General features: G+C 62.9%; 18 protein-coding genes. 9 read left to right on the forward strand and 9 right to left on the reverse strand.

Going from position 1 to position 22,098, the window contains the following annotated elements; genetic code table 11:
- The 3 genes from RMO57_RS07300 to RMO57_RS07310 form a co-directional block, all read right to left on the reverse strand.
- Positions 1–1,253: acyl-CoA dehydrogenase family protein (locus tag RMO57_RS07300; protein ID WP_310385426.1), on the reverse strand; the 1,253-nt coding region annotated here is incomplete at its 3' end.
- A gap of 77 nt (positions 1,254–1,330) precedes the next feature.
- Positions 1,331–2,263, reverse strand: a complete 933-nt coding sequence (locus RMO57_RS07305) for an electron transfer flavoprotein subunit alpha/FixB family protein (RefSeq protein WP_310385428.1) — start codon at positions 2,261–2,263, stop codon at positions 1,331–1,333.
- Between the two features lies 1 nt (position 2,264).
- Entirely contained in the window at positions 2,265–3,014 is a 750-nt protein-coding gene (locus RMO57_RS07310; RefSeq protein WP_310385429.1) for an electron transfer flavoprotein subunit beta/FixA family protein, read from the reverse strand.
- 164 nt (positions 3,015–3,178) lie between these two features.
- Here RMO57_RS07310 and murI point away from each other — a divergent pair, with 164 nt between their 5' ends.
- Complete coding sequence (gene murI / locus RMO57_RS07315) at positions 3,179–3,982, forward strand: glutamate racemase (RefSeq protein WP_310385430.1); 804 nt, start codon at positions 3,179–3,181, stop codon at positions 3,980–3,982.
- A gap of 113 nt (positions 3,983–4,095) precedes the next feature.
- Here the strand turns inward: murI and nadB are convergent, their stop codons facing one another.
- A complete protein-coding gene (gene nadB / locus RMO57_RS07320) occupies positions 4,096–5,727 on the reverse strand; it encodes an L-aspartate oxidase (protein WP_310385432.1) in 1,632 nt (543 codons plus the stop codon).
- A gap of 478 nt (positions 5,728–6,205) precedes the next feature.
- Between nadB and RMO57_RS07325 the strand changes: the two genes are divergently transcribed.
- From RMO57_RS07325 to RMO57_RS07335, 3 genes are all read left to right on the forward strand, one after another.
- Positions 6,206–6,625 (forward strand): TerB family tellurite resistance protein, encoded by a 420-nt coding sequence (locus RMO57_RS07325; RefSeq protein WP_310385434.1) that lies wholly within the window; start codon positions 6,206–6,208, stop codon positions 6,623–6,625.
- A 142-nt stretch (positions 6,626–6,767) separates the two neighbouring features.
- Entirely contained in the window at positions 6,768–6,920 is a 153-nt protein-coding gene (locus RMO57_RS07330) for a hypothetical protein (RefSeq protein ID WP_310385436.1), read from the forward strand.
- A gap of 18 nt (positions 6,921–6,938) precedes the next feature.
- Positions 6,939–7,406, forward strand: coding sequence for a CopD family protein (locus tag RMO57_RS07335; RefSeq protein ID WP_310385438.1), 468 nt, complete (start codon positions 6,939–6,941; stop codon positions 7,404–7,406).
- A gap of 457 nt (positions 7,407–7,863) precedes the next feature.
- On the opposite strand, the gene RMO57_RS07340 is transcribed toward RMO57_RS07335, so the two are convergent.
- Complete coding sequence (locus RMO57_RS07340) at positions 7,864–9,876, reverse strand: SDR family oxidoreductase (RefSeq protein ID WP_310385440.1); 2,013 nt, start codon at positions 9,874–9,876, stop codon at positions 7,864–7,866.
- 210 nt (positions 9,877–10,086) lie between these two features.
- Between RMO57_RS07340 and RMO57_RS07345 the strand changes: the two genes are divergently transcribed.
- Both RMO57_RS07345 and RMO57_RS07350 read left to right on the forward strand, forming a co-directional pair.
- Positions 10,087–10,926 carry a phasin family protein gene (locus tag RMO57_RS07345; protein WP_310385442.1) on the forward strand — a complete coding sequence of 280 codons (840 nt, stop codon included), beginning with the start codon at positions 10,087–10,089 and terminating at the stop codon, positions 10,924–10,926.
- A 40-nt stretch (positions 10,927–10,966) separates the two neighbouring features.
- Positions 10,967–12,172: a patatin-like phospholipase family protein gene (locus RMO57_RS07350; protein ID WP_310385444.1), complete on the forward strand. Its 1,206-nt coding sequence runs from the start codon at positions 10,967–10,969 to the stop codon at positions 12,170–12,172.
- 25 nt (positions 12,173–12,197) lie between these two features.
- Here the strand turns inward: RMO57_RS07350 and RMO57_RS07355 are convergent, their stop codons facing one another.
- On the reverse strand, positions 12,198–13,685 hold the full coding sequence (locus tag RMO57_RS07355; protein WP_310385446.1) for a carboxypeptidase M32: 1,488 nt from the start codon (positions 13,683–13,685) through the stop codon (positions 12,198–12,200).
- Between the two features lie 79 nt (positions 13,686–13,764).
- Positions 13,765–14,256 (reverse strand): YqaA family protein, encoded by a 492-nt coding sequence (locus tag RMO57_RS07360; protein ID WP_414896389.1) that lies wholly within the window; start codon positions 14,254–14,256, stop codon positions 13,765–13,767.
- A gap of 141 nt (positions 14,257–14,397) precedes the next feature.
- Here RMO57_RS07360 and dusB point away from each other — a divergent pair, with 141 nt between their 5' ends.
- The 3 genes from dusB to purH all read left to right on the forward strand — a co-directional run bounded on the left by dusB (position 14,398) and on the right by purH (position 17,443).
- On the forward strand, positions 14,398–15,504 hold the full coding sequence (gene dusB, locus RMO57_RS07365; protein WP_310385450.1) for a tRNA dihydrouridine synthase DusB: 1,107 nt from the start codon (positions 14,398–14,400) through the stop codon (positions 15,502–15,504).
- A gap of 20 nt (positions 15,505–15,524) precedes the next feature.
- Entirely contained in the window at positions 15,525–15,758 is a 234-nt protein-coding gene (locus RMO57_RS07370) for a Fis family transcriptional regulator (protein ID WP_310385456.1), read from the forward strand.
- Positions 15,759–15,853: 95 nt separating this feature from the next.
- Positions 15,854–17,443: a bifunctional phosphoribosylaminoimidazolecarboxamide formyltransferase/IMP cyclohydrolase gene (gene purH, locus RMO57_RS07375; protein ID WP_310385452.1), complete on the forward strand. Its 1,590-nt coding sequence runs from the start codon at positions 15,854–15,856 to the stop codon at positions 17,441–17,443.
- 87 nt (positions 17,444–17,530) lie between these two features.
- Here the strand turns inward: purH and RMO57_RS07380 are convergent, their stop codons facing one another.
- Positions 17,531–20,017 carry a DEAD/DEAH box helicase gene (locus tag RMO57_RS07380; RefSeq protein WP_310385453.1) on the reverse strand — a complete coding sequence of 829 codons (2,487 nt, stop codon included), beginning with the start codon at positions 20,015–20,017 and terminating at the stop codon, positions 17,531–17,533.
- A complete protein-coding gene (locus RMO57_RS07385) occupies positions 20,014–21,675 on the reverse strand; it encodes a site-specific DNA-methyltransferase (protein WP_310385454.1) in 1,662 nt (553 codons plus the stop codon). The genes RMO57_RS07380 and RMO57_RS07385 overlap by 4 nt, the downstream gene beginning before the upstream one ends.
- Positions 21,676–22,098 lie beyond the last annotated feature (423 nt).

Here is a 22,098-nt window from a genome sequence, read left to right on the forward strand (position 1 = left end):
CCATGCACTTGCACGCCCAGGTCGGTGACCTCCAAGCTCATCTCGGTGCTGTAGCCCTTGACGATAGGCACCAAGTATTCATAGAAGGTTTGCGCTTGCTGTGCGACGGCCGCATCGCCGTGGTGATGCGCCGTGTCATAGGCGCTGGCCGCAACGCTGGACATCGCCCGGCAGCCCTCGGTCAGCGCGCGCATCGTCATCAACATGCGGCGCACATCGGGGTGATGCAGGATAGTTGCGGCGCCGCCGCCGGCCGCGGTGGAGCCGTCGACCGGGCGCGACTGCACGCGCTCGCGAGCGAAGCTGGCCGCCTTTTGGTAAGCCCGTTCGGCCAAGGCAATGCCCTGCACGCCGACGCCGAAGCGGGCGGCGTTCATCATGATGAACATGTACTCCAAGCCGCGATTCTCTTCACCAATGAGAGTTCCCACGGCGCCGCCGTGGTCGCCAAACTGCAGCACGGCGGTCGGGCTGGCCTTGATGCCCAGCTTGTGCTCGATCGACACGCAATGCGCGTCATTGCGGGCGCCCAGCGAGCCGTCGGCATTGACCATGAACTTCGGCACCAGGAACAAGCTGATGCCCTTGACGCCTTCGGGCGCGCCAACCACGCGGGCCAGCACCAGATGGACGATGTTCTCGGCCATATCGTGTTCGCCGTAGGTGATGTAGATCTTGGTGCCGAAGATCTTGTAGGTACCGTCGGCTTGGGGTTCGGCACGGGTGCGCACCTGCGCCAGGTCGGAGCCGGCTTGCGGCTCGGTCAGGTTCATCGTGCCGGTCCAGCTGCCGTCGACCAGCTTGGGGATGAAGACGCTCTTTTGCGCGTCGGAGCCGGCCGTCAACAGCGCTTCAATCGCGCCGTCGGTCAGCAGCGGACACAGCGCGAAGCTGACGTTAGCGCTGTTGATCATCTCGCCGCAGGCGGCACCGATGGTCTTAGGAAGACCCTGCCCCCCGAACTCGCTCGGGTGCTGCAGGCCTTGCCAGCCGCCTTCGGCAAATTGCTTGAAGGCCTCCTTGAAGCCGGGCGTGGTGAAGACCTGGCCGTCTTTCCAGTACGACGGGTTCTTGTCGCCTTCCCAGTTCAGCGGCGCGATCACGTCTTCACACAGCTTGGCGCATTCCTCCAGCACCGCTTGCGCGGTATCGAGGTCGAAGTCGGCAAAGGCGGGAATCTGGTTCAAGCCCGGCAGGTCGGCCAGCGCCTGCATATTGAACATCAGGTCTTTAACGGGGGCGCGGTAGCTCATTGATTTTTCTCCAAAAAAAAGGCACCGCGACCATGCAGTCGGGCACCTTCAGGCTTACTAGAACAAGGGGAAATAAATTAAAGGCTCTTGACCAGCTCCGGCACGGCCACGAACAGGTCGGCCTCCAGGCCGTAATCGGCGACCGAGAAGATCGGTGCCTCGGCGTCCTTGTTGATCGCAACGATCACCTTGGAGTCCTTCATGCCGGCCAGATGCTGGATCGCACCCGAGATGCCGCAGGCGATATAGAGCTGGGGGGCGACGATCTTGCCGGTCTGGCCGACCTGCCAGTCGTTCGGCGCATAACCGGCATCCACAGCGGCGCGCGAGGCACCCAAAGCAGCGCCGAGCTTGTCAGCCAGCGGCGTCAGCACTTCCATGAACTTGTCGTTCGAGCCCAGGGCACGGCCACCGGAGACGATCACCTTGGCTGCCGTCAGCTCGGGGCGATCGTTCTTGGTCACCTCGCGGCCGACGAAGCTGCTCTTGCCGCTGTCGGTGGCCGCTGCGATCACCTCGACGGCGGCGCTACCGCCGGTGGCGGCTGCAGCGTCAAAGCCGGTGGTGCGCACGGTCAGGATCTTGATCGCATCGCTGCTTTGCATGGTGGCGATCGCGTTGCCGGCGTAGATCGGGCGCTCGAAGGTGTCGGCGCTGATGACCTTGGTGACGTCGGACAGCTGCGCCATGTCCAGCAAGGCGGCGACGCGCGGTGCCACGTTCTTGCCCGCGGCGGTGGCCGGGAACAGGATGTGGGTGTAGCCGGCGGCAATGGCGATGACCTGCGCGGCGAGGTTCTCGGCCAGGCCGTTTTCGAGCGCGGCGGCATCGGCATGCAAGACCTTGGCCACGCCGGCGATTTGCGCAGCTGCCGCAGCGGCGGCGGCGGCGTTGAAACCGGCCACCAACACGTCGACTTCGCCGCCCGTTGCCACAGCGGCACTGACGGTATTCAGCGTGGCACCCTTGATGTGGGCGTTGTCATGTTCAGCAATAACGAGAGCACGCATCTCAGATCACCTTCGCTTCTGTCTTCAATTTATCAACCAGGGTGGCCACATCGGCCACCTTGATGCCGGCGCTGCGCTTGGGCGGCTCCTCAACCTTCAGGGTCTTGATGCGCGGCGTGACGTCGACGCCCAGATCGGCCGGCTTGAGCACGTCCATCTGCTTTTTCTTCGCCTTCATGATGTTGGGCAGCGTCACATAACGCGGCTCGTTCAGGCGCAGGTCGGTGGTGATGACGGCGGGCAGCGTCAGCTTGACCGTCTCCAGGCCGCCGTCGACTTCACGCGTTACCGATACCGAATCAGCAGTCAGCTCGACCTTGCTGGCGAACGTACCCTGCGGCAGTCCGGTCAGCGCGGCCAGCATCTGGCCGGTCTGGTTGCAGTCGTCATCGATCGCCTGCTTGCCCAGGATCACCAGGCCGGGCTGCTCTTTGTCGACCAGGGCCTTGAGCAGCTTGGCAACGGCCAAGGGCTGCAACTCCACGTCGGTTTCGATCAGGATGGCGCGGTCGGCACCGATCGCCATCGCGGTGCGCAGGGTTTCCGGGCATTGCGTGACACCGCATGAGACGGCGATCACTTCGGTGACGACGCCCTTCTCTTTCAGGCGCACCGCTTCTTCGATGGCGATTTCGTCGAAGGGGTTCATCGACATTTTCACGTTGGCGATCTCGACGCCGCTGCCGTCACTCTTGACGCGCACCTTGACGTTGTAGTCGACCACGCGTTTGACTGGAACCAAGACTTTCATCGATTACTCCAAGACTAATTGACGTTAACGTTAACCAGATTCTACGGGGGCCACTCAGCAACCCGGCAGCTTCTTTGCCGCAAAGCAGTAAAAAAAGCACGATCGTTCTATTCTAGCCACTAAGCCGAAGCCACCCGGCGACAAAAGCTAGACTGCTGCACTTAATGACCTCAACCCTTCCCCCCAGCCCAACTTGCCTGGGTGTTTTTGACTCCGGCGTTGGTGGCCTGACGGTGCTGCGCGAGCTGCATCGCCTGCGGCCCGAAGTGCCCCTGCTTTATGTGGCCGACACCGCGCACGCACCCTATGGTCAGCGCGAACCCGACTACATCATTCAACGCAGCCTGACCATAGCCGAGCATTTGATTGCGCAAGGCGCGCACGTCTTGGTGGTGGCCTGCAACACCGCCACCGCGCATGCAATCACTGCACTGCGCCAGCGCTGGCCGGACCTGCCCATCGTCGGCACCGAGCCCGGCATCAAGCCCGCCGTGGCGGCCAGCCGCAATGGCCGCATCGGCGTGATGGCCACGCCGTCCACCATTGCCAGCGCCCGCTTCGCCGATTTGATTGCGCGGCACAAAGGTGCAGCGCAGGTCTTCAGCCAGCCCTGCCCTGGTCTAGTCGCCCTGATTGAACGCGGCGAGCTGGAGACGCCGGCCTTGCTTGAACTGCTCACGCAGCTGTGCCAGCCCTTGGTCGACGCCGAGGTCGACACCGTCTTGATGGGCTGCACCCATTACCGCTTGGTGCAGCCGGCTTTGCAACGCGTGCTCGGCGAGCAAGTCAAGCTGCTCAATATCGAATCGGCGGTGGCGCAGCAAGCGGCCAAGCAGTGGCAGGCCTTGGGCCTGGCGGCAGGGTCTGCGGCGCCAAGGCTGCAGACGACAGGCAGCGCCGACGCGCTGACGCAGTTCGTCCAGCAGGCGCTGGCTTGGCCGCTGCAGGCCCAGGCCTTGCGCCTCTAGGAGCCCCAAGCGGCAGACAGCGGCGGAAAGCGGCAATAGCGTTCTCGCAGCGCGGCGAAACCAAGCGCGATCTTGGCGGGCCTGGCGCGAAGCGACCGGTCTGGCGGCGCGCGCTACAGCTTGCGCAGCCCCCGCTCGGCCATCAACACGGTCGGGAAGCTGACCGGCAGCGTCAGCGGATAGTCGCGGCTGTAATGCAGGCCGCGGCTCTCGTGGCGCAGCAAGGCCGAGCGCACGATCAGCTCGGCGCAGTCCACCAAGTTGCGCAGCTCCAAGAGATCACGCGTGACGCGGAAGTTGGCGTAGTAGTCGTCGATCTCGCCGCGCAGCAAGGCAATCCGGTGCAGCGCCCGCTCCAGCCGTTTGGTGGTGCGCACGATGCCGACATAGTTCCACATCAAGAGCCGCAGCTCATCCCAGTTATGTGCGATGACAACCTGCTCGTCGGCGTCCTCGACCTGGCTTTCGTCCCAGCCCGGCAGCGGCGCGGACTCGGTCGCGGGCAGACCCAAAATGTGATCGGCGCAGGTTTGACCCAGCACCACGCATTCCAACAAGGAGTTGCTGGCCAAGCGGTTGGCGCCGTGCAGGCCGGTGTAGGCAGTCTCACCCACCGCATAGACACCGGGCAAATCGCTGCGCCCTGCCAGATCGGTGACCACGCCGCCGCAGGTGAAGTGCACCGCCGGCACCACCGGAATGGGCTGCTTGGCGATGTCGATGCCGAGGCTCAGGCAGCGCGCATGCACGGTCGGGAAATGCTCTTTCAAAAACGCCTCGCCCAGATGAGTGGCGTCCAGCCAGACGTGGTCGACACCATGTTTTTTCATCTCGAAGTCGATCGCTCGGGCGACGATGTCGCGTGGCGCCAGCTCCATGCGCGCATCATGCGCGGCCATGAAACGGGTGCCATTCGGCAGTTTGAGGTGGCCGCCCTCGCCGCGCAGCGCCTCGGTGATCAAAAAGCTGCGCTCCTGCGGGTGATACAGGCAAGTCGGATGGAACTGGATGAACTCCATATTCGCAATCCGGCAACCCGCCCGCCAGGCCATCGCGATACCGTCGCCGGTGGAGGTGTCGGGGTTGGTGGTGTAACGGTAAACCTTGCCGGCGCCGCCGGTGGCCAGCACCACCGCGCGCGCCGCCAGTGCTTCGACGCGTTGGGTGTCGATGTCCAAAGCATAGATGCCGTAACAGCGCGGCTGTTCTTCGCGCTGCACATGGCGCGAGGTGATCAGGTCCAGCGCCATCCAGCGCTGGCGCAGCGTGATGTTCGGATGGGCCTTGGCAGCGGCCAGCAACCGGTCGTGAATGGCCTTGCCGGTAGCGTCCGCTGCATGGGCAATGCGGCGCACCGCATGGCCGCCTTCGCGCGTCAGGTGCAGGCCCAGCGGGCCGTCATCATCGGGCGTGAAGGGCACGCCTTGACCCACCAACCAAGCCACTGCCGCGGCACTGCGCTCGGCGATGAAGCGGGCGGTGGTCGCGTCGACCAAGCCGGCGCCGGCATCTTGGGTGTCGCGCACATGAGACTCGATGCTGTCATCGCTGCCCAGCACACCGACGATGCCGCCCTGCGCCCACGCCGTGGCACCCTCGGTCAACTCGCGTTTGGCCAGCACCACCACCGGCGTGGTGTCGGCCAAATGCAGGGCGACCGTCAAACCGGCCAAGCCGGCCCCGACGATGACAACCGGAGCAACGGCAGCGGCGGGCGACTTTGACTTGAGAGCAGCAGCATTCATTCGTGGGCTTCCGGCGCCTCATTGAGGGCGCCATGCAGGGGCAGGAAACTGGATTCTAAGGACAGGCCTCGCATCAGATCCGATCGGCCTGGCAAATGCACTTCAAACTGAGCAGCCACGCCGATCTGAACAGGGCGGCCGAGCTGCGAGCTGCGCCGCTGCGTTCTGCCACCAGAACTCTCGGGGGCTCAAGCCACGGGCCGGCCCTGTACGACGCGCCCGGCCCGGACCGCCCACCGGTGAGCACCAGGTCTGCGGTTTTCTGCTGAACCCCAAACGAGCGGCTGAGGCTGGCAAACTTTTGCCGCGTTAGCGCGCGAAGCGGTGCGGCTTCAGTTCGCACATTACTTCTATTTTTCGGAAGTAAAAGTCAATGAAACGCAGCTTTTTCATTCGACCATCAACCGCATACTCGCCAGCAAGCTTGCACCTTAGAGGCCCGATCAAACCGACTCAACCCTCCCCAAGGACAAACACCATGCGCTCCTACCCCCGCAACAGCCCCGCAGCAGCTGCCCGCATCGTGGCCCTCGTGCTGATCGCCGATGGCAACGTCAGCTTCTCGGAGTTCAATGCCCTGCAGCAACTCGACGCCGCCGGGCAGCTGGGTTTGCAGGCGGGCGGCATGGCGCCCATTTTGCAATCGCTCTGCGAGGACCTGCTGGTGAATGCCTACGGCGCAGCCTCAATGATGTCCAGCATCGATGCTCAAAGCCTGGCCGCGCTGATGGCCGAAGTGGATGAGCCCTTGCTGCAACGCAAGGTGCTGACCTTAGCCTTGGCGGCGGCGCGGGCCGATGCCCACCTCGCCGACGGTGAGACCCTGGTGTTGGAAGCTGCTTGCCGCCATTGGCAGATCAACGTCGGCGCAGATGCTGACATGACCGCAAGCGCCTGAGTCAAATCTAGAGAATTACCGTCCCGCAAAAATACCCAACCCTATGCTTTACGCCGTCAGTTGGTTCGCCGCGCTCTGCCTCATCGCACTGTCGTCACTTTGCGCCCGGGCCTTCGCTGCGCTGAGTCAATGGGGCGCCAGCATGAGCGGCAAATGGGCCGGCGCTCAGGCGCCCGAAAGCTTGCAGATGGCGGCACGGCTTGAGCAATGGCGGCCGCCCGCGCTTGTCGTGGGCGCCGCACTGCATGCGACGATGACTCTGCTGCGCCGCCGCACGGCTGCGGGCAAGACCTGACCCCAACTGAGTCCAACCATGATTTATGCCACTCTCAAAACCCTGCACCTGCTTGCCATCGTTGTCTGGCTAGGCGGCATGAGCTTCAGCGTCTTCTTTCTGCGCCCTGCGACAGCGCAGCTTGATGCAGCGCAGCGCGTGCGCCTGATGCACGCTGCGTTGGGGCGCTTCTTCAAGGTATCGCTGTGGGCTTCTTTGCTGGTGCTGGGCAGCGGCGTGTGGATGCTGGGCCGGGTCGCCAAACAGGTCGTACAGTCTGGTGGAGTCTTTCAGATGCCGCTTGCCTGGACTGTTATGGCGGTACTTGGAAGCGTGATGGTCGCAAGCTTTTTGCACATCAAGTTTGCGCTCTACAAAAAGCTTTCCGGCTGCGTGGTGGCAAGCGACTGGCACGCCGGCGACCAAGCCCTGAACCAGATACACAACTGGCTGGGCGTCAACTTGAGCTTGGGTGTGCTGGTGCTGAGCGTCACCTTGCTGCGTTAGCAGCTCAGCAGGCCGTGGCTCTTCGGCCCCTCAAGTCAGCCACCAGGTCGTCGACAAAATCCCAAAGGCGCTGCGGAACCAGCTCGCCGACCTGTTCGATTGAATGACTGAATGATTGATTGATTGCACCTCTCCAGCACGGCCGGCTCGACGGATTGCGCCTGCCCGCGCTGCCCGTGCGACGGCCCGGCGCTTCAATGTGTTGCGGCTGAACGAGGCGTTCCAAAACCTGCGCCAGTGGCGGCATGCCGCTTGTGTCAAGAATCAAGCGCCCGCGTGGCCGTTGAGGCTTGTTCAGCGGCCGACGCTGCCCGGCGCTGCCGGGCCTGCTCTATTTGCTCACCACGGACAAGCTGTCGGCCGAATTCGCTGCTGAGCGGCTACGACGGCCAAGGTGGCCGTCAGGTTTGCAGGGGTGCAGGCAAGCTGAACTCGCAAACCGGGCAGCACCCGTGCCTCAGAAATGAATCCCCTTCATCATTTGCTGCATCGCGATCGCCTCGGGTGACAGCTGCGACTTAGACCCCTTGCCCAGCTTGTCGCCCTTGGAGGCATCGCTATCGGGGAACATGCGGAAGGTCGTGTTCATCACGATCTGCGCCACCCGCGGCATCAGAGCATGCAGCAACTCACCCGTGATACCCAACCTCGTCGCCACCCGCACCGGCTTCGAGATGCAGGCCTGTGCCACCATATCGGCCGCCTCCTCCGGCGCCAGTGTCGGCACGTTTTTGTAAATCTGCGTCGGCGCAATCATCGGCGTGCGCACCAGCGGCATATTGATGGTGGTGAAAGTGACGCCCTGGTCGGCAAACTCACTCGACGCGCAGCGCGTCCAGGCATCCAGTGCGGCCTTGCTGGCCACATAGGCCGAGAAACGCGGCGCATTGGTCAACACGCCGATGCTGGAGATGTTCACCACATGACCCTTGCGTTTGGCCACCATGCCGGGCAGCAGGCCCATCGTGACGCGCAGGCAGCCAAAAGAGTTCAGCTGCATGGTGCGCTCGAAATCGTGGAAGCGGTCGTAACTGCCCTCGATGGCGCGGCGGATCGAACGGCCGGCGTTGTTGATCAGGTAGTCAACCCCGCCGAAGGTCTCGGTCAGCCAGGCAATCATCGCCTTGCAGCTCTCTTCGTTGGAAATGTCCGCCGAGTAACTGTGTATCTTGGCGTCAGCGCCGGCGGCCGCGCGGATCTCGGCCACCGCCTCGGCCAGCTTGACTTCATCGCGGGCGCAGATCACCGTGATTGCACCCGCCTCGGCAAACTTGATCGCCGAAGCCAGGCCAATGCCGCTGGAGCCGCCCGTGACCAACACCACCTTGCCGCCGCAAGCACCGCGCAGACTGCGGTCAATGAAGAGATCGGGGTCGAGGTGACGCTCCCAGTGATCCCACAGCCGCCAGGCATAGTCATGCAGGTTCGGGCAGGCGATACCTGAGCCTTTGAGCGCGGCGGTGGTGTCGCGGCAATCAAAGCGGGTCGGGTAGTTGATGAAGGTGAACAAATCGTCCGGCAGACCCAGATCCTTCATCACCGCATTGCGGATGCGCCGCACCGGTGCCAAAGCCATCAAGCCCTTTTTCACGCTCTTGGGAATGAAACCCAGCAGCGCGGCGTTGATGAACAGATTCATCTTCGGCGCATGCGCGGCCTTGGAGAAGATGTCCAGCACATCGCCGACGCGGTAGCCAACCGGGTCCACCAGATGGAAGCAACGTCCCGTGGCGTGAGTCTGGTGGCTGATGTGTTCGAGCGCGTCGACCACATAGTCCACCGGCACGATATTGACCCGCCCGCCTTCCAAGCCTATCGACGGCAGCCAAGGCGGCAGGATCTGGCGCAGGCGCTGGATCGGCTTGAAGAAATAGTAAGGGCCGTCGATCTTGTCCATCTCGCCGGTCTTGGAGTCACCGACCACCATCGCCGGGCGGTAAACCGTCCAGGGCCGTTTGCACTCTTGGCGGACGATTTTTTCGCTCTCGTGCTTGGTACTGAAATAGGGATGATCCAGCCCCTCGGCCTCATCAAACATGTCCTCGCGGAACACGCCCTCGTACAAGCCGGCCGCCGCGATCGAGGACACGTGATGCACATGGCTGGCCTCGACGGCGGCCGCAAACTCCACCATGCTGCGCGTGCCGTCCACGTTGGCGGCCATCTGCGAGGCCGCATCGGCCTTCAGGTCATAGACGGCGGCCAAGTGATAAACATGGTCAATCTGACCTTTGAGCGCCTTCAGGTCGGCCGCCGAGACACCGAGCTTTTTGCCCGTTAGGTCACCAAACACCGGCAGCGCGCGCGCTTTGCTGCTCTTAGCCAGCCCCCAGAACTCCAGCAACTCGGGCAGCTTGTCGCGGCTTTCCTCGCGCAGCAAAAAGTGCACCGTGCTGCCGCGCCGTGCCAGCAACTTCTTGACCAAACGCTTGCCGATGAAGCCGGTGGCCCCCGTGACGAAATACTGCATGTCTGTCTCCGTGATGTACCAATGCTGGTGATTCTTGTCCATCTGCGAGGCCTTACCTGTGGGCGATTACCCGCAGTGTGGCTGCCGCGGCGCGCCAGATTAGATAGGGGTGACTGCCTAGGAACGGGCTACACAGCGGCGCTTGCGGCACTTATAGTGAAAGTAATTTCCACGCAACCCGTGCGGCAACCACCACCAAGGACAAACAATATGGTCAAGAAGCTTCAGAAAATGGCAGCCAAGAAGAACAGCGCTGCCCAGACCGGCTTTGGCGGTGCCCTGCCGGCCGGCTTGCTGGACAGCCAGCTCGCACAAGGCATCAAGGACTCGGCCCAGCATATTTGGGCCGCCGGCCTGGGCGCTTTCGCCAAAGCACAAGGCGAAGGCGGCAAGGTGTTTGAGGCCCTGGTCAAGGAAGGCCTGAGCCTGCAGAAGAAGACCCAGTCCGCCGCCGAAGAAAAGCTTGGCGCGATGGCCAGCAAGGTCACCGGCATGGCCGGCGGCGTCGGCAACAAGGCCGGCCAGCACTGGGACAAGCTGGAATCTATTTTTGAAGACCGCGTCGCCCGCGCCCTGAACCGCCTGGGCGTACCCTCGGCCAAGGACGTGGCCGAGTTGATCGCCAGCATCGACGCGCTGAATGCCGCCGTCGGCATCAAGAAGACACCGGCGAAGCAGCCCGTTAAGGCTGCGGCCAAGCCAGTTGCCAAGGCCGCGGCCAAGAAGGTCGCCGCCAAGGCTGCGCCCGTCAAAACGGCGGTGAAAGCAGCAGAGAAAGCCGCCGGCAAGGCCAAGCCAGCTGCCAAGGCCGTGGCGACCCCGTTCAAGAAGGCCGCCGGCAAGGCCGTCGCCGCGACCCAGCCAGGCGCCGCCAAGCCTGCAGCCAAGAGCGCGCCGAAAGCAGCAGCAACAGTGCCAGCAGCCGCGCCAACAAAAGCGCCAACGAAAGCGGCCCGCAAGCCTGCCAGCAAGAAGGCCGTCGTGACAGCGGCAGTCGGCGGCGATGTGACGCCGGCGGCCGAAGCGGTCACAGCAACGGTTGAAGCCTGAATCTGCGGCACGGCCGGGTTAGCCTCAACCATTGCCGCCCTTGAGCGCCCCTTCCAACAAGCCCCGGATCGGCCTCGCGCTGGCCGGCGGCGGACCCCTGGGGGCGATCTACGAAATTGGCGCACTGTGCGCGCTGGAAGAGGCCATAAGCGGCCTTGACTTCACCGACTGCGATGGCTATATCGGCGTCAGCGCCGGCGGCTTTATTGCAGCCGGCCTGGCCAACGGCCTGAGCCCGCGCGCGCTGTGTGCTGCCTTTATCGAAAACAGCAAGCATTCGCCGGACAGCTTCGAGCCGGCCCAGCTGCTACAGCCGGCCTGGGGCGAGTACCGCTCGCGCCTGAAGTTAGTGCCCGGTCTGTTGGCCCGGGCCACTTGGGGCGTGCTGGCGCAGCGTCGCTCGGTCTTGGGTTCGTTTGAGCGCCTGGGTGCGGCGCTGCCGACGGGACTGTTGTCCGGCGCGGCGATGGCCGCGCAGATGAAGCTGCTGTTCAGCCAGCCCGGCCGCAGCAATGACTTCAGGCAACTGAAAAAGCGCCTGGTGCTGGTCGCCACCGACCTGGACAGCGGCGAGGCCGCCCCGTTTGGCCTGCCCGGCTGGGACCACATCCCGATCTCGCAGGCGGTGCAGGCCAGTGCGGCGCTGCCCGGCCTGTTCCCGCCGGTTGCCATCGAAGGGCGGCATTATGTCGACGGCGCGCTGAAGAAGACCCTGCATGCTTCGGTGCTCTTGCAAGAAGGCCTGGATCTGCTGATCTGCCTGAACCCGCTGGTGCCTTATGAGTCCGACCCGGCCGAGTCCACCCGCAGCAAGCACGCGCGCATCCCGCAGCTGGTCGACGGCGGCCTGCCGCTGGTGCTGAGCCAGACCTTTCGCTCGCTGATTCATTCGCGGCTGGAGTTGGGGATCAAGCGCTATGAGCACAGCCATCCGGAGACCGACATCCTGCTGTTCGAGCCCGATCACCGCGATGCCGAGATGTTCTTGGCCAACACCTTCAGCTATTCCCAGCGCCACCAGCTGGCCGAGCATGCCTACCAAAGCACCCGCGCCGCGCTGCGCCAGCGGGCGCCGCAATTGACAGCGCAACTGGCCCGCCATGGCTTGGTGCTGAACGCGGAGATTTTGGCGGACACCAGCCTTCGCCTGTTGGGCGAACCGGGCGAACACCGCATGGCGGCCGCGCTGCGCCGCTTGCGCCGCACGCTGAAAACACTGGAGGCCAGGTCGCAGCGTCGGGCGTGAACCCGGTCACGCCGAGCGTGCGGCATCACCCCAAATAACGCGCCTGCAAATGCGCCTTGAAGTGTGCCGGGTTGAGGGTCTCGCCGCTGGCTTGTTTGACCAGCTTGGGCGTCTCCAGCCGGCTGCCCTGCAACCAGATCTGCTCGCGCAGCCAGTCGAAGATGGGCGCCAAATTACCCGCAGCGATATCGGCGTCCAGCTCAGGGCGGCTGCGCCGCATCGCCGCAAACCACTGGGCCGCATACATCGCGCCCAGGGTGTAACAAGGGAAATAGCCGAACAGGCCGCAGCCCCAGTGCACATCCTGCATGCAGCCGTCCTTGTAGTTGCCGCGCGTGTCCACGCCCAGCAACTCCATCATCTTGGCATCCCACAGCGCCGGGATGTCCTCGCATTCGATCTCACCCTCGATCAAGGCACGCTCGATCTCGTAACGCAGAATCACATGGGCCGGGTAGGTCACTTCGTCGGCGTCCACGCGGATGAAGGCCGGATGAACCCGTGTCAGCAGGCGATTCAAGTTAGCCGGCTCAAAGGCGGCCTGCTCGCCCAGATGCTTGGCCACCAGGGGGCTCAATAACTTGGCGAAGGCCGGGTGGCTGCCCAGCTGCATCTCGAAGCTCAGCGACTGGCTTTCGTGCAGGCCCATCGAACGCGCTTGGGCGAGCGGCTGGCCCAGCCAGTCGCGCGGCAGGTTCTGCTCGTAGCGGGCGTGGCCGGTCTCATGGATGGTGCCCATCAGGCTGGGCAAAAAATCATCTTCACGGTAACGCGTGGTGATGCGCACATCCTCGGGCACACCGCCGCAAAACGGGTGCGCGCTTTCATCCAGGCGACCGGCGTCGAAATCAAAGCCCACCAATTGCATTGCCGCCAGACCGAGCGCGCGCTGCGCCTCTTTGGGGAAGGGGCCCACTGGGCGCTCGGTGGTTTCTTGGGCTTGGCGAGCCTGCACATGCTTGATCAGCTGCGGCAACCAAGCGCGCAAATCGCCAAAAACCCGGTCGACTTCGGCGACCCGCATGCCCGGTTCGTACTGGTCCATCAAGGCGTCATAAAGCCCCAGGCCGCTGCTCTTGGACAAGCAGCGCGCCTCTTCACGCGCGAGCTTCACGCATTCACGCAGCAGCGGCAGATAGCCGGCCCAGTCATTCGCCGGACGCTGCGTGCGCCAGGCATGTTCGCAGCGCGAGTTGGCCAGCGACTTGGCCTCCACCAGGCTTTGCGGCAAGGCGTTGGACGCCATCCAGCTGCGCCGCATCTCGCGCAGATTGGCGCGCTGATCGTCGCTCAAGGGCTCGGCCGCGGCGGCGTCCAGCAGGCCCTTGAGCTGTGGCTCGGTGGCCAACTGGTGCAGCATGCCGCCCATCTCGGCCAGCGCCAGCGAGCGTGCCTCGTTGCCCTTGGCCGGCATATTGGCCGATTGATCCCATTGACCCATCGCCTGCAGATGGGCGAGCCGGTGCAGGCGTTGATGGCGTTGCTGAAGTTCGTTGTAAGCGGGTGTGCTCATGGGGGTCGGGGGCCGGTGGGCATAAAGGGCTGAGCAGGCATTGTCTATGCAAGCAATGCAATAAATCCCGTCCCGAAACTCACACCGACCCCGGAAATACCCATATCAGCGCCACCGTCATCACCAAGTAGCGGAAGAACTTACCCACCGCCATATAGGCCACGCAGGGCCAAAAGGGCAGGCGCAGCCAGCCGGCCAACGCACACATCGGGTCGCCAATCACCGGCAGCCAACTGAGCAAACAGGCCTTGGCGCCGAATTTCTCGAACCATGCCAGCAAGCGTGGGTGATGGGGTTTGCGATGGGTGGCGCGCTCGTATACCCGCTCATACGCGGCTTCGGCGCCATAGCCCATCCACCAACTGATGGCGCCGCCCAAGGTGTTGCCCGCCGTCGCCACCAAGACCGCCGGCCAAAACAGCGCCGGGTCGGCCTTGACCACCAAGAACACCGCCGGCTCCGAACCCAGAGGCAGCAGCGTGGCCGACACCAAGGCAATCAAAAACACGCTGATCAAGCCGACTTCCGGCACGGCCAACATCAACAACAGACCGTGCAGCAGTGACTCCAAATAGGCTTCCATTGCTGCCATTATGCGGAGGGGCTGGCCAGCAGCATGAGCGGCGGCAGCTGCTGGCCGCGCCGGCCACGAGACCCGGCCCCGAGAAGGTATAATTTTGCCTCATTTTTAGGCAAAGCCTCCACCTCCCCCATGCCCGCCCGCGTGTCCGCCCCCGTGTCCGCCACTCTGCCCAAAAATCAGCCGGTCCTTCAGATCGGCCCCCACACTCTGCCCAACAATCTGTTCGTGGCGCCGATGGCCGGCGTCACCGACAGGCCGTTCCGCCAACTCTGCAAACGCATGGGTGCAGGCTACGCCGTGAGCGAAATGGTGACTTCGCGCAAGGATTTGTGGAGCAGCTTGAAGACCTCACGGCGTGCCAACCATGAGGGCGAAGCCGGCCCTATCGCCGTACAGATCGCCGGCACCGACGCCGCCATGATGGCCGAGGCGACCCGCTACAACATTGACCGCGGAGCGCAAATCATCGACATCAATATGGGCTGCCCGGCCAAAAAGGTGTGCAATCAATGGGCCGGCTCGGCCTTGATGCAAGACGAGCCGCTGGCCTTGCAAATCATCGAAGCGGTGGTCGAGGCGGCGGCGGCGCAGGGCGTGCCGGTCACCTTGAAGATGCGCACCGGCTGGTGCGAAAGTGAAAAAAATGCCCTGAGTTTGGCGCTGGCCGCCGAGGGCGCCGGCGTCGCCATGGTCACCGTGCATGGCCGCACCCGTGAGCAAGGCTATAAGGGTGCTGCTGAGTACGCCACCGTGGCGGCCGTCAAAGCGGCGCTGAGAATACCGGTGGTCGCCAATGGCGATATCGATTCACCGCAAAAAGCCCGCGACGTGCTGGCCCTGACCGGCGCCGACGCGGTGATGATTGGCCGCGCGGCCCAGGGACGGCCCTGGATTTTTGCCGAAACCGCGCATTTCTTGGCCACCGGCGAGCAGCTGCCGACGCCCACCGTGCTGCAGGCGCGCGACTGGCTGGTCGAACATCTGCATGATCACTACAGCCTTTACGGCGAGCTGACCGGCATGCGGACGGCGCGCAAGCATATTGGCTGGGCCGTCGCAGACTTGCCCGGTGGCGAAACATTTCGCCAGGCGATGAATCTGCTGGACAGCAGCGCGGCCCAAGTCAAGGCTTTGCAAGCTTGGTTTGACACACTCGGGCAGTCCTATCAGCGCTTGCCCTATAGCCCTAAGCTGCCAGAAGCCCCAACAATAGCGACCCATGACTACCAGCAATAAAAATTGAGACAACCGGCATGATGACCCCGAAACCTATTGATGCCTGCGTGCGCGAAAACCTGGAAACCTATTTCCGCGACCTGGACGGCGAAGAGCCGCACTCGATGCACGAAATGTTGATCCAAGTGGTCGAGAAACCCCTGCTTGAGGTGGTGATGAAACAAGCCGCCGGCAACCAGAGCAAGGCCGCCGAGTGGCTGGGCATCAACCGCAACACGCTGCGGCGCAAGCTGACCGAACATAAACTTCTTTAGTCTTTGTGGGTCAGACCGCCCTCGCGCAGCGAGTAGCTCTGACCCCAATTGATTGAGCGGGTTCTCGCCCAAATTCCAACACCGCCCCGCACACCATGTCCAAACTGACCGCCCTCACCGCCTTGATCTCCGTGTCCGACAAGACCGGCATCCTCGAATTCGCCACCGCGCTGAACCTGCTCGGCGTGCGCCTCTTGTCCACCGGCGGCACCGCCAAGCTGCTCGCTGACGCCGGCCTGCCCGTCACCGAGGTGGCGGAGCACACCGGCTTCCCGGAGATGCTGGACGGCCGCGTCAAGACCTTGCACCCCAAGGTCCACGGCGGCTTGCTGGCCCGGCGCGACCTGCCCGAGCATATGGCGGCCGCTGCAAAACATGACATCACGATGATCGACATCCTGGCCGTCAACCTCTACCCCTTCGAAGCGACGGTGGCCAAGCCCGGTTGCACGTTGGAAGACGCGATCGAGAACATCGACATCGGCGGCCCGGCGATGGTGCGCTCCGCCGCCAAGAACTGGAAAGATGTGACCGTGCTGACCGACGCCGGCCAATACGCACAAGTGCTGGAAGAACTCAAGAGCAATGGCAAGACCAGCGACAAGACGCGCTTTGCCGCCTCGGTCGCCGCCTTCAACCGCATCGCCCAATATGACGCTGCAATCAGCAATTACTTGAGCGCACGCCAGGACGACGGCGCGCTGGCCGAGTATCCCGGCCAGATGAACTCCACCTTCGTCAAGGTGCAAGACCTGCGCTACGGCGAGAACTCGCACCAGACCGCCGCCCTCTACCGCGACTTGTATCCCGCACCCGGCTCCCTGGTGACGGCCAAGCAGCTGCAAGGCAAGGAATTGAGCTACAACAATATCGCCGACGCCGACGCCGCCTGGGAATGCGTGAAGGCCTTTGAAGCCCCGGCCTGCGTCATCATCAAGCATGCCAACCCTTGCGGCGTGGCGGTGGCTGCAAATCCTGCCGACGCTTATGCCAAGGCGCTCAAGACCGACCCGACCTCGGCCTTTGGCGGCATCATCGCCTTCAACCGGCCCGTCGATGCGGCGGCCGCCGCCCATGTGGCCAAGCAGTTTGTGGAAGTGCTGATGGCACCTGCCTTCAGCGATGAAGCGCGCGCCATCTTCGCGGCCAAGGCGAATGTGCGTCTGCTGGAGATTGCCTTGCCTGCCGGCGGCTCAACGCCCTTCAGCCAAGGCCGCAACGCGGTCGACAGCAAGCGCGTCGGCTCCGGCATGCTCTTGCAAACCGCCGACAACCATTTCCTGAAGGCGGCCGATCTGAAGGTCGTCACCACCAAACAGCCCACCGCGCAAGAGCTCGAAGACCTGTTGTTCGCCTGGACCGTGGCGCAATACGTGAAGAGCAATGCCATCGTCTTCTGCGCCGGCGGCATGACGCTGGGCGTGGGTGCTGGCCAGATGAGCCGCATCGACTCGGCCCGCATCGCCAAGATCAAGGCCGAGAACGCGGGCCTGACGCTGCAAGGCTCAGCTGTCGCCAGCGACGCCTTCTTCCCCTTCCGCGATGGTCTGGATGTGGTGGTTGACGCTGGCGCCACCAGCGTGATTCAGCCGGGCGGCTCGATGCGCGACGACGAGGTGGTCAAAGCCGCCAATGAGCGCGGCATTGCAATGGTGTTCAGCGGCGTGCGCCACTTCAGGCATTGACTTTCTGCTGCGCAGTCGCCATGGGTCGTTGGCCCTCGGCCCTGCGCAAGCCGCCATCAAAACCGCAGCGCATCCATCCAAACCAGTTCAATACCCCGCCAGATTCTCAATCCTAAAAATCTGGTCTTGCTCGTTGCGCCCGCTGCTCTGGAAGTGTTTGATGGTCATGAATCGCCCGGCATGGTCTTGCACCAGCATCAGCGGCACGCCGTACAGCTTGTGTTCGGCCAGCACTTTGTCCACGGTGTTGTCGCCATTCAGGATGTGATTGCCCTTGGTTTCCACCAACATCAGGCCGCCACCCGCCACGCGGCCAGCGACCTTGATGGCGAAGTCGGGAAAGTAGCGATCGCCGCTGGGCATCACAATGCCAATCGACCACGGCTTGCGGGGTTCGTTGCGAAACCAGTATTCGACCGTCCCGGAAGTATCGGCATCCAGCAATTGCGCGAACGCCTGCTCCGGCCCGTTCAGGTCTTGCGGCATCACACCGTACACATTCAGGCGCGACTTCTTCACGCCCGCTGGCAATTCCACAAATTCTGGCAAGGGTGCCGCGTCAAAGGTTTCCTTGAACTTGGCCGAGCAGGTGCGCGCTGCGTTGCGAATCAGGTGCGGGTAGGCCGCCATGATGCGGTTCAAAGCCATCTCAATGCCGACGGCGTCCGTGTCAACGCCACGGTGGCCGTACTCGGTTTTGAGCCGCGCCAGAAGCACATCGTGCAGGTCGCGCGGGTCAAGGTTATCGGCATCGAACAAAACACTCTGCGCGCGCCGGGCAATTTCAGCGTCGGACAGCCGTGCGTTCATCGTCTGCACTTCCTCGCTGCCCTCAAACAGGTCCAGCGTCTGCCGGGTCACCTTCACCGACTGGCGAAACCCGGCGCTGAAAGCCTTGTCGTCAATGGCAATGTTGGCAGCAATGCAGGTCAGCAGATCGTCGGTTGAAAGCGGCGACTGCTCCGAGCGATAGACGCGCGGCACACCTTCGCGCAACGCAAAGCGGCGGTTGCCAGCAAGCAATGGGACGACAACGGGCGCGCCTGCTGACTGCGGTACGGATGGCGGCGGCATCAACACCAGATTCGTCAGAATTCCGGTCTGCTGCCAAGCCGGCGATTCACCCGCAAAAGGTGCACCCTCAGCGCCAAGGTTCGCGGCCGATGCCGGGCTTGGGGCAGGCCAAACGGATGGCGTATAGGGCACCGACAGCAACTGCGCTTGCCCGTTGTGCGAGACTTGAATTTCGTTGACCCCAGCCACCTTCACCACCATGGTGAACGGGCACACATGCGACAAGCCACTCTGAATCGCGTTGATCTTCTCGCCCGCATTTACCAAGCCGCTTTGGTTGGCCGCATCGGCCAAAAAGACATAGCCGCAGCGCAGCAACTCGGGCAGCTGCTTGTCCAGCGTTGGCCCTTGCAGGTGGCTGTGTACACGCAGAATGCGCCCCACCACCTGAATGCCAAAATCGGTATCTTTCGCCCCGCGCATCGATACCAGCGTGAAGGCACGCGGCGCATCGAAGCCCAGCGCAACCGCCATCTTGAAAATCAGCACTTCCTTGCGTTCGTCAAGCGCCACCGCCAGCAAGTCGTCGTTGGGATCGTCCGCCGTGTACCAGGCTATCTTTGACTCTTGCACGCCCAGCGCCGCCAAGCGTGTGCGCGCCTCGTCCACAGCCTTATTGCTGTTGGCCACCTGAACCAGCATCAGCGGCACCAAGCCAATGCCTGCCGTCTGCAAACCCTGCTTGATGGCCTGGTGCATGCCCCAGCCATCGGCCAAGGCGGTGGCCGCGAAGTCCACCAAGGCCTTCTGATCGTCCGCCGCCAGATAGGCAATCGACTTGATACCGTCCTTGATCAGCCCCGCGTCCACCGCCTCTTTGCGGCTGACCCGGATGCGATGCAAATGCTCAATGCCCGCTGCTTTTTTGAACTTTTCCACATCGGCGTCATCCGGTGTGGCAGTAATCATCAGTGTGAAGTCGGGCTTGAGCGATTGCCGGTAAAAGCGCACGGCCTCCTTGGCCGTGGCAAAGCCGTGGTGAGCCTCGTCCACCACCGCACCAATGCGAAAGCCGTCCGCCCGCAACTCGGCAATCAAAGCGTCCAAGGACAGCACAAACTCGCCACCACTACGCACCTTGCGCGTGGCCGCGTTGGCGGCCGCTACCGAGGCCCAGGTGGTCACATACACGTCACCACTCTGAGTGCCGCGCGTCTTGCGGTCGCCTTGCAGGTCACGCACGCGCAGGCCGACAAAGGTGGACTTGATCGCCCCTTTGGCCTGCTCCACCAGCGTGGCGAAGGGCGTGAACCAGAACCAAACGATTTGTGCGTTGCTGGCACGGTCCGGGGCCGCAAAGGCCTCGGCAATCATGCCGGCCATCAGCGTCTTGCCTGAACCGGTCGGCGCCTCTAACAGCAGGCAACCATTGAAGGCCGTCGCCGCTGCACGGCTGGCGTCGTCACTCGCTTGGGCGAATTGGCTTTCGGCATAACGAAAAATCTCCAGTGCGTTGAGGACAGCCTCGCGCTGATAGCCTTTGGGTGCAGGCGCGCTCATGGCCGACCTCCTCTGGCGCTGGATCGCGCGCCGAAGCGCTTGACCAGAAACGCCGGGATCGGCTCGAATGAAACACGCGGGTCGGTCAGGCGTTGCGCCAGCAAGGCAGGTTGCCACGAATACACCACGGCTTGGCCGGCCCCCTGAATCGCGGCTTGCACAGCTTCCAGCATGGCGTCGGACACTTTCGGCAAATAGATCACCACAGAGCGTTTGCCTTGCGCCGTCTGCATGGGCAATGCGGCCTGGTAGGGTGACAGTGCCAGGTCATGAATCAATTGCAGCGCGGTCCATATTTGTACGTGCTGGATGCCGCGAAACACCGTGGCCGCCGGAATGCGGCGACAGCGCAGGTAGGCAAAGCCGCCACCAAGCCCGGCAGTTGCCTCGCCCTTTTTGGAGGTGTAGCCGGTCACCACGCGCCGCACCCGTTCGGCGCACACGTCACGGCACAAATTTTTATCGGGGGTATCCCCCGTCGCTTCGGTGCTGGACACCAGAATAAAGCGTCTATTGCCGCCGTCTTCCTTGTTCAAGTTCAGCACCGCCTGCGCTGTGGTGCCCGACCCGGCAAAAAAATCCAGCACGATGTCGCCGGGCTTGGTGGCAATTCGCATGATGCGTTCCATCAGTGCCACCGGCTTGGGCGTGGAGAAAACGTCGGCCGTATTTTCAAATTGAAGAATGTCGTGGATTTCTTTTTTGGCATCTTGCGTGTGCCCGACTTCGTTGTATTGCCACAGTGTTTGCGGCACCACACCCTGTTGAACATCGGATAGAAATCGTTTGAAGGCCGGAACGTTGTTGCCATCCTTACCCCACCAGATACGATTGTCGCGGTCCAATTCAAGAAACTTCTCTTGCGCAAATCGCCAGTAGTTGCCGGGTGGTGGGCCAGCGACGACACGCCCCGATGGGCAGGTAATCGGGTAGGTGCCCTTGCTGTAGAAATTGCGCGCGGACATATCGCCAGCCTTCCACGGGCCGCGCGGGTCTTTGTCGGGGTTCTTGTAGGCCTTGTCCTGTTCCAGTGAACGAGGCATCGGGTTGGGTCGCCATGCATTCTTGTTGAGGGCATAACAAATGATGTACTCATGGTCATCGGAAAAATGCTGCGCCGTGCTTTTTGGTGAGTACACCTTTTGCCAGATCACGTTGGCAATGAAGTTTGCCGCGCCAAACACCTGCTCCATCAACAGTCCCAGGTGGAACACCTCGTTGTCGTCGATGGACACAAAAATAACGCCGTCCTCGGTCAGCAGATCCTTGGCCAGCTCCAGCCGCCGGAACATGAACTCCAACCACTTGGAATGGCGGTAGTTGTCGTCCTTGTCAATGAAGCTGTCGTTGTAAATGAAGTCGCGGTTGCCGGTGTTGTAGGGCGGGTCGATGTAGATGCACTTGACCCGACCGGCGTGCGTCATGCGCAAGCTGCGCAGAGCGTCGAAGTTATCGCCCTCAATGATCAAATTGCGCTGCGGGCCGTCGCCGCAAGACAAATCCGTATCCCAGTCCAGCACCACAAAATCGTTGTTGACTGATAAGTCGTGGTCAATCTCGTCGCGCTCCCACACCAGCCCGAAATTTGGCCTACGGTCCCGTTCGCGCAGCAGGCGCAAGAGCTGTTCTTTGGAATAGTCGTCGTAGTTATCGGCCATAGTGGCTGCACTCAGGGTTTTCGGGACTGCGGCAGTTTAGGGTCAAGTCTTGCATGAGCAGGCAAGATCTGGCCCTATCGGTCAAATCTTGTTCAAAATCATGCGCGCCTCGGCGAATCTGCTCTCCCCGCACGATGCCGGGAGTTCGGCCCGGCGGCCGACCCTCTTCTCTTGTCTCGCCAAGAGAAGAGGGCAAGAGAAGGCGACCCGGACGCCTGGCCCCTGCGGGGTCCGTTGCGGTGCTCGCAATTCAGGGCCGCGCCCAACTCACTGCGCTACGCTCCGTTCAGACAGGGGGCGCGAAATCAGTTTTTGAGGGCGCTGCGCGCCTGCCCTGAATTTCTGTGCTCCTCACCCAGTCATACGGGATGAAGAGCCACGGGGCGCAGCGCCACCCCCTGTGGGGGGGGCGCAGCGCGCCCC

The organism is Roseateles sp., assembly GCF_031397715.1.
GTDB lineage: Bacteria > Pseudomonadota > Gammaproteobacteria > Burkholderiales > Burkholderiaceae_C > Paucibacter_A.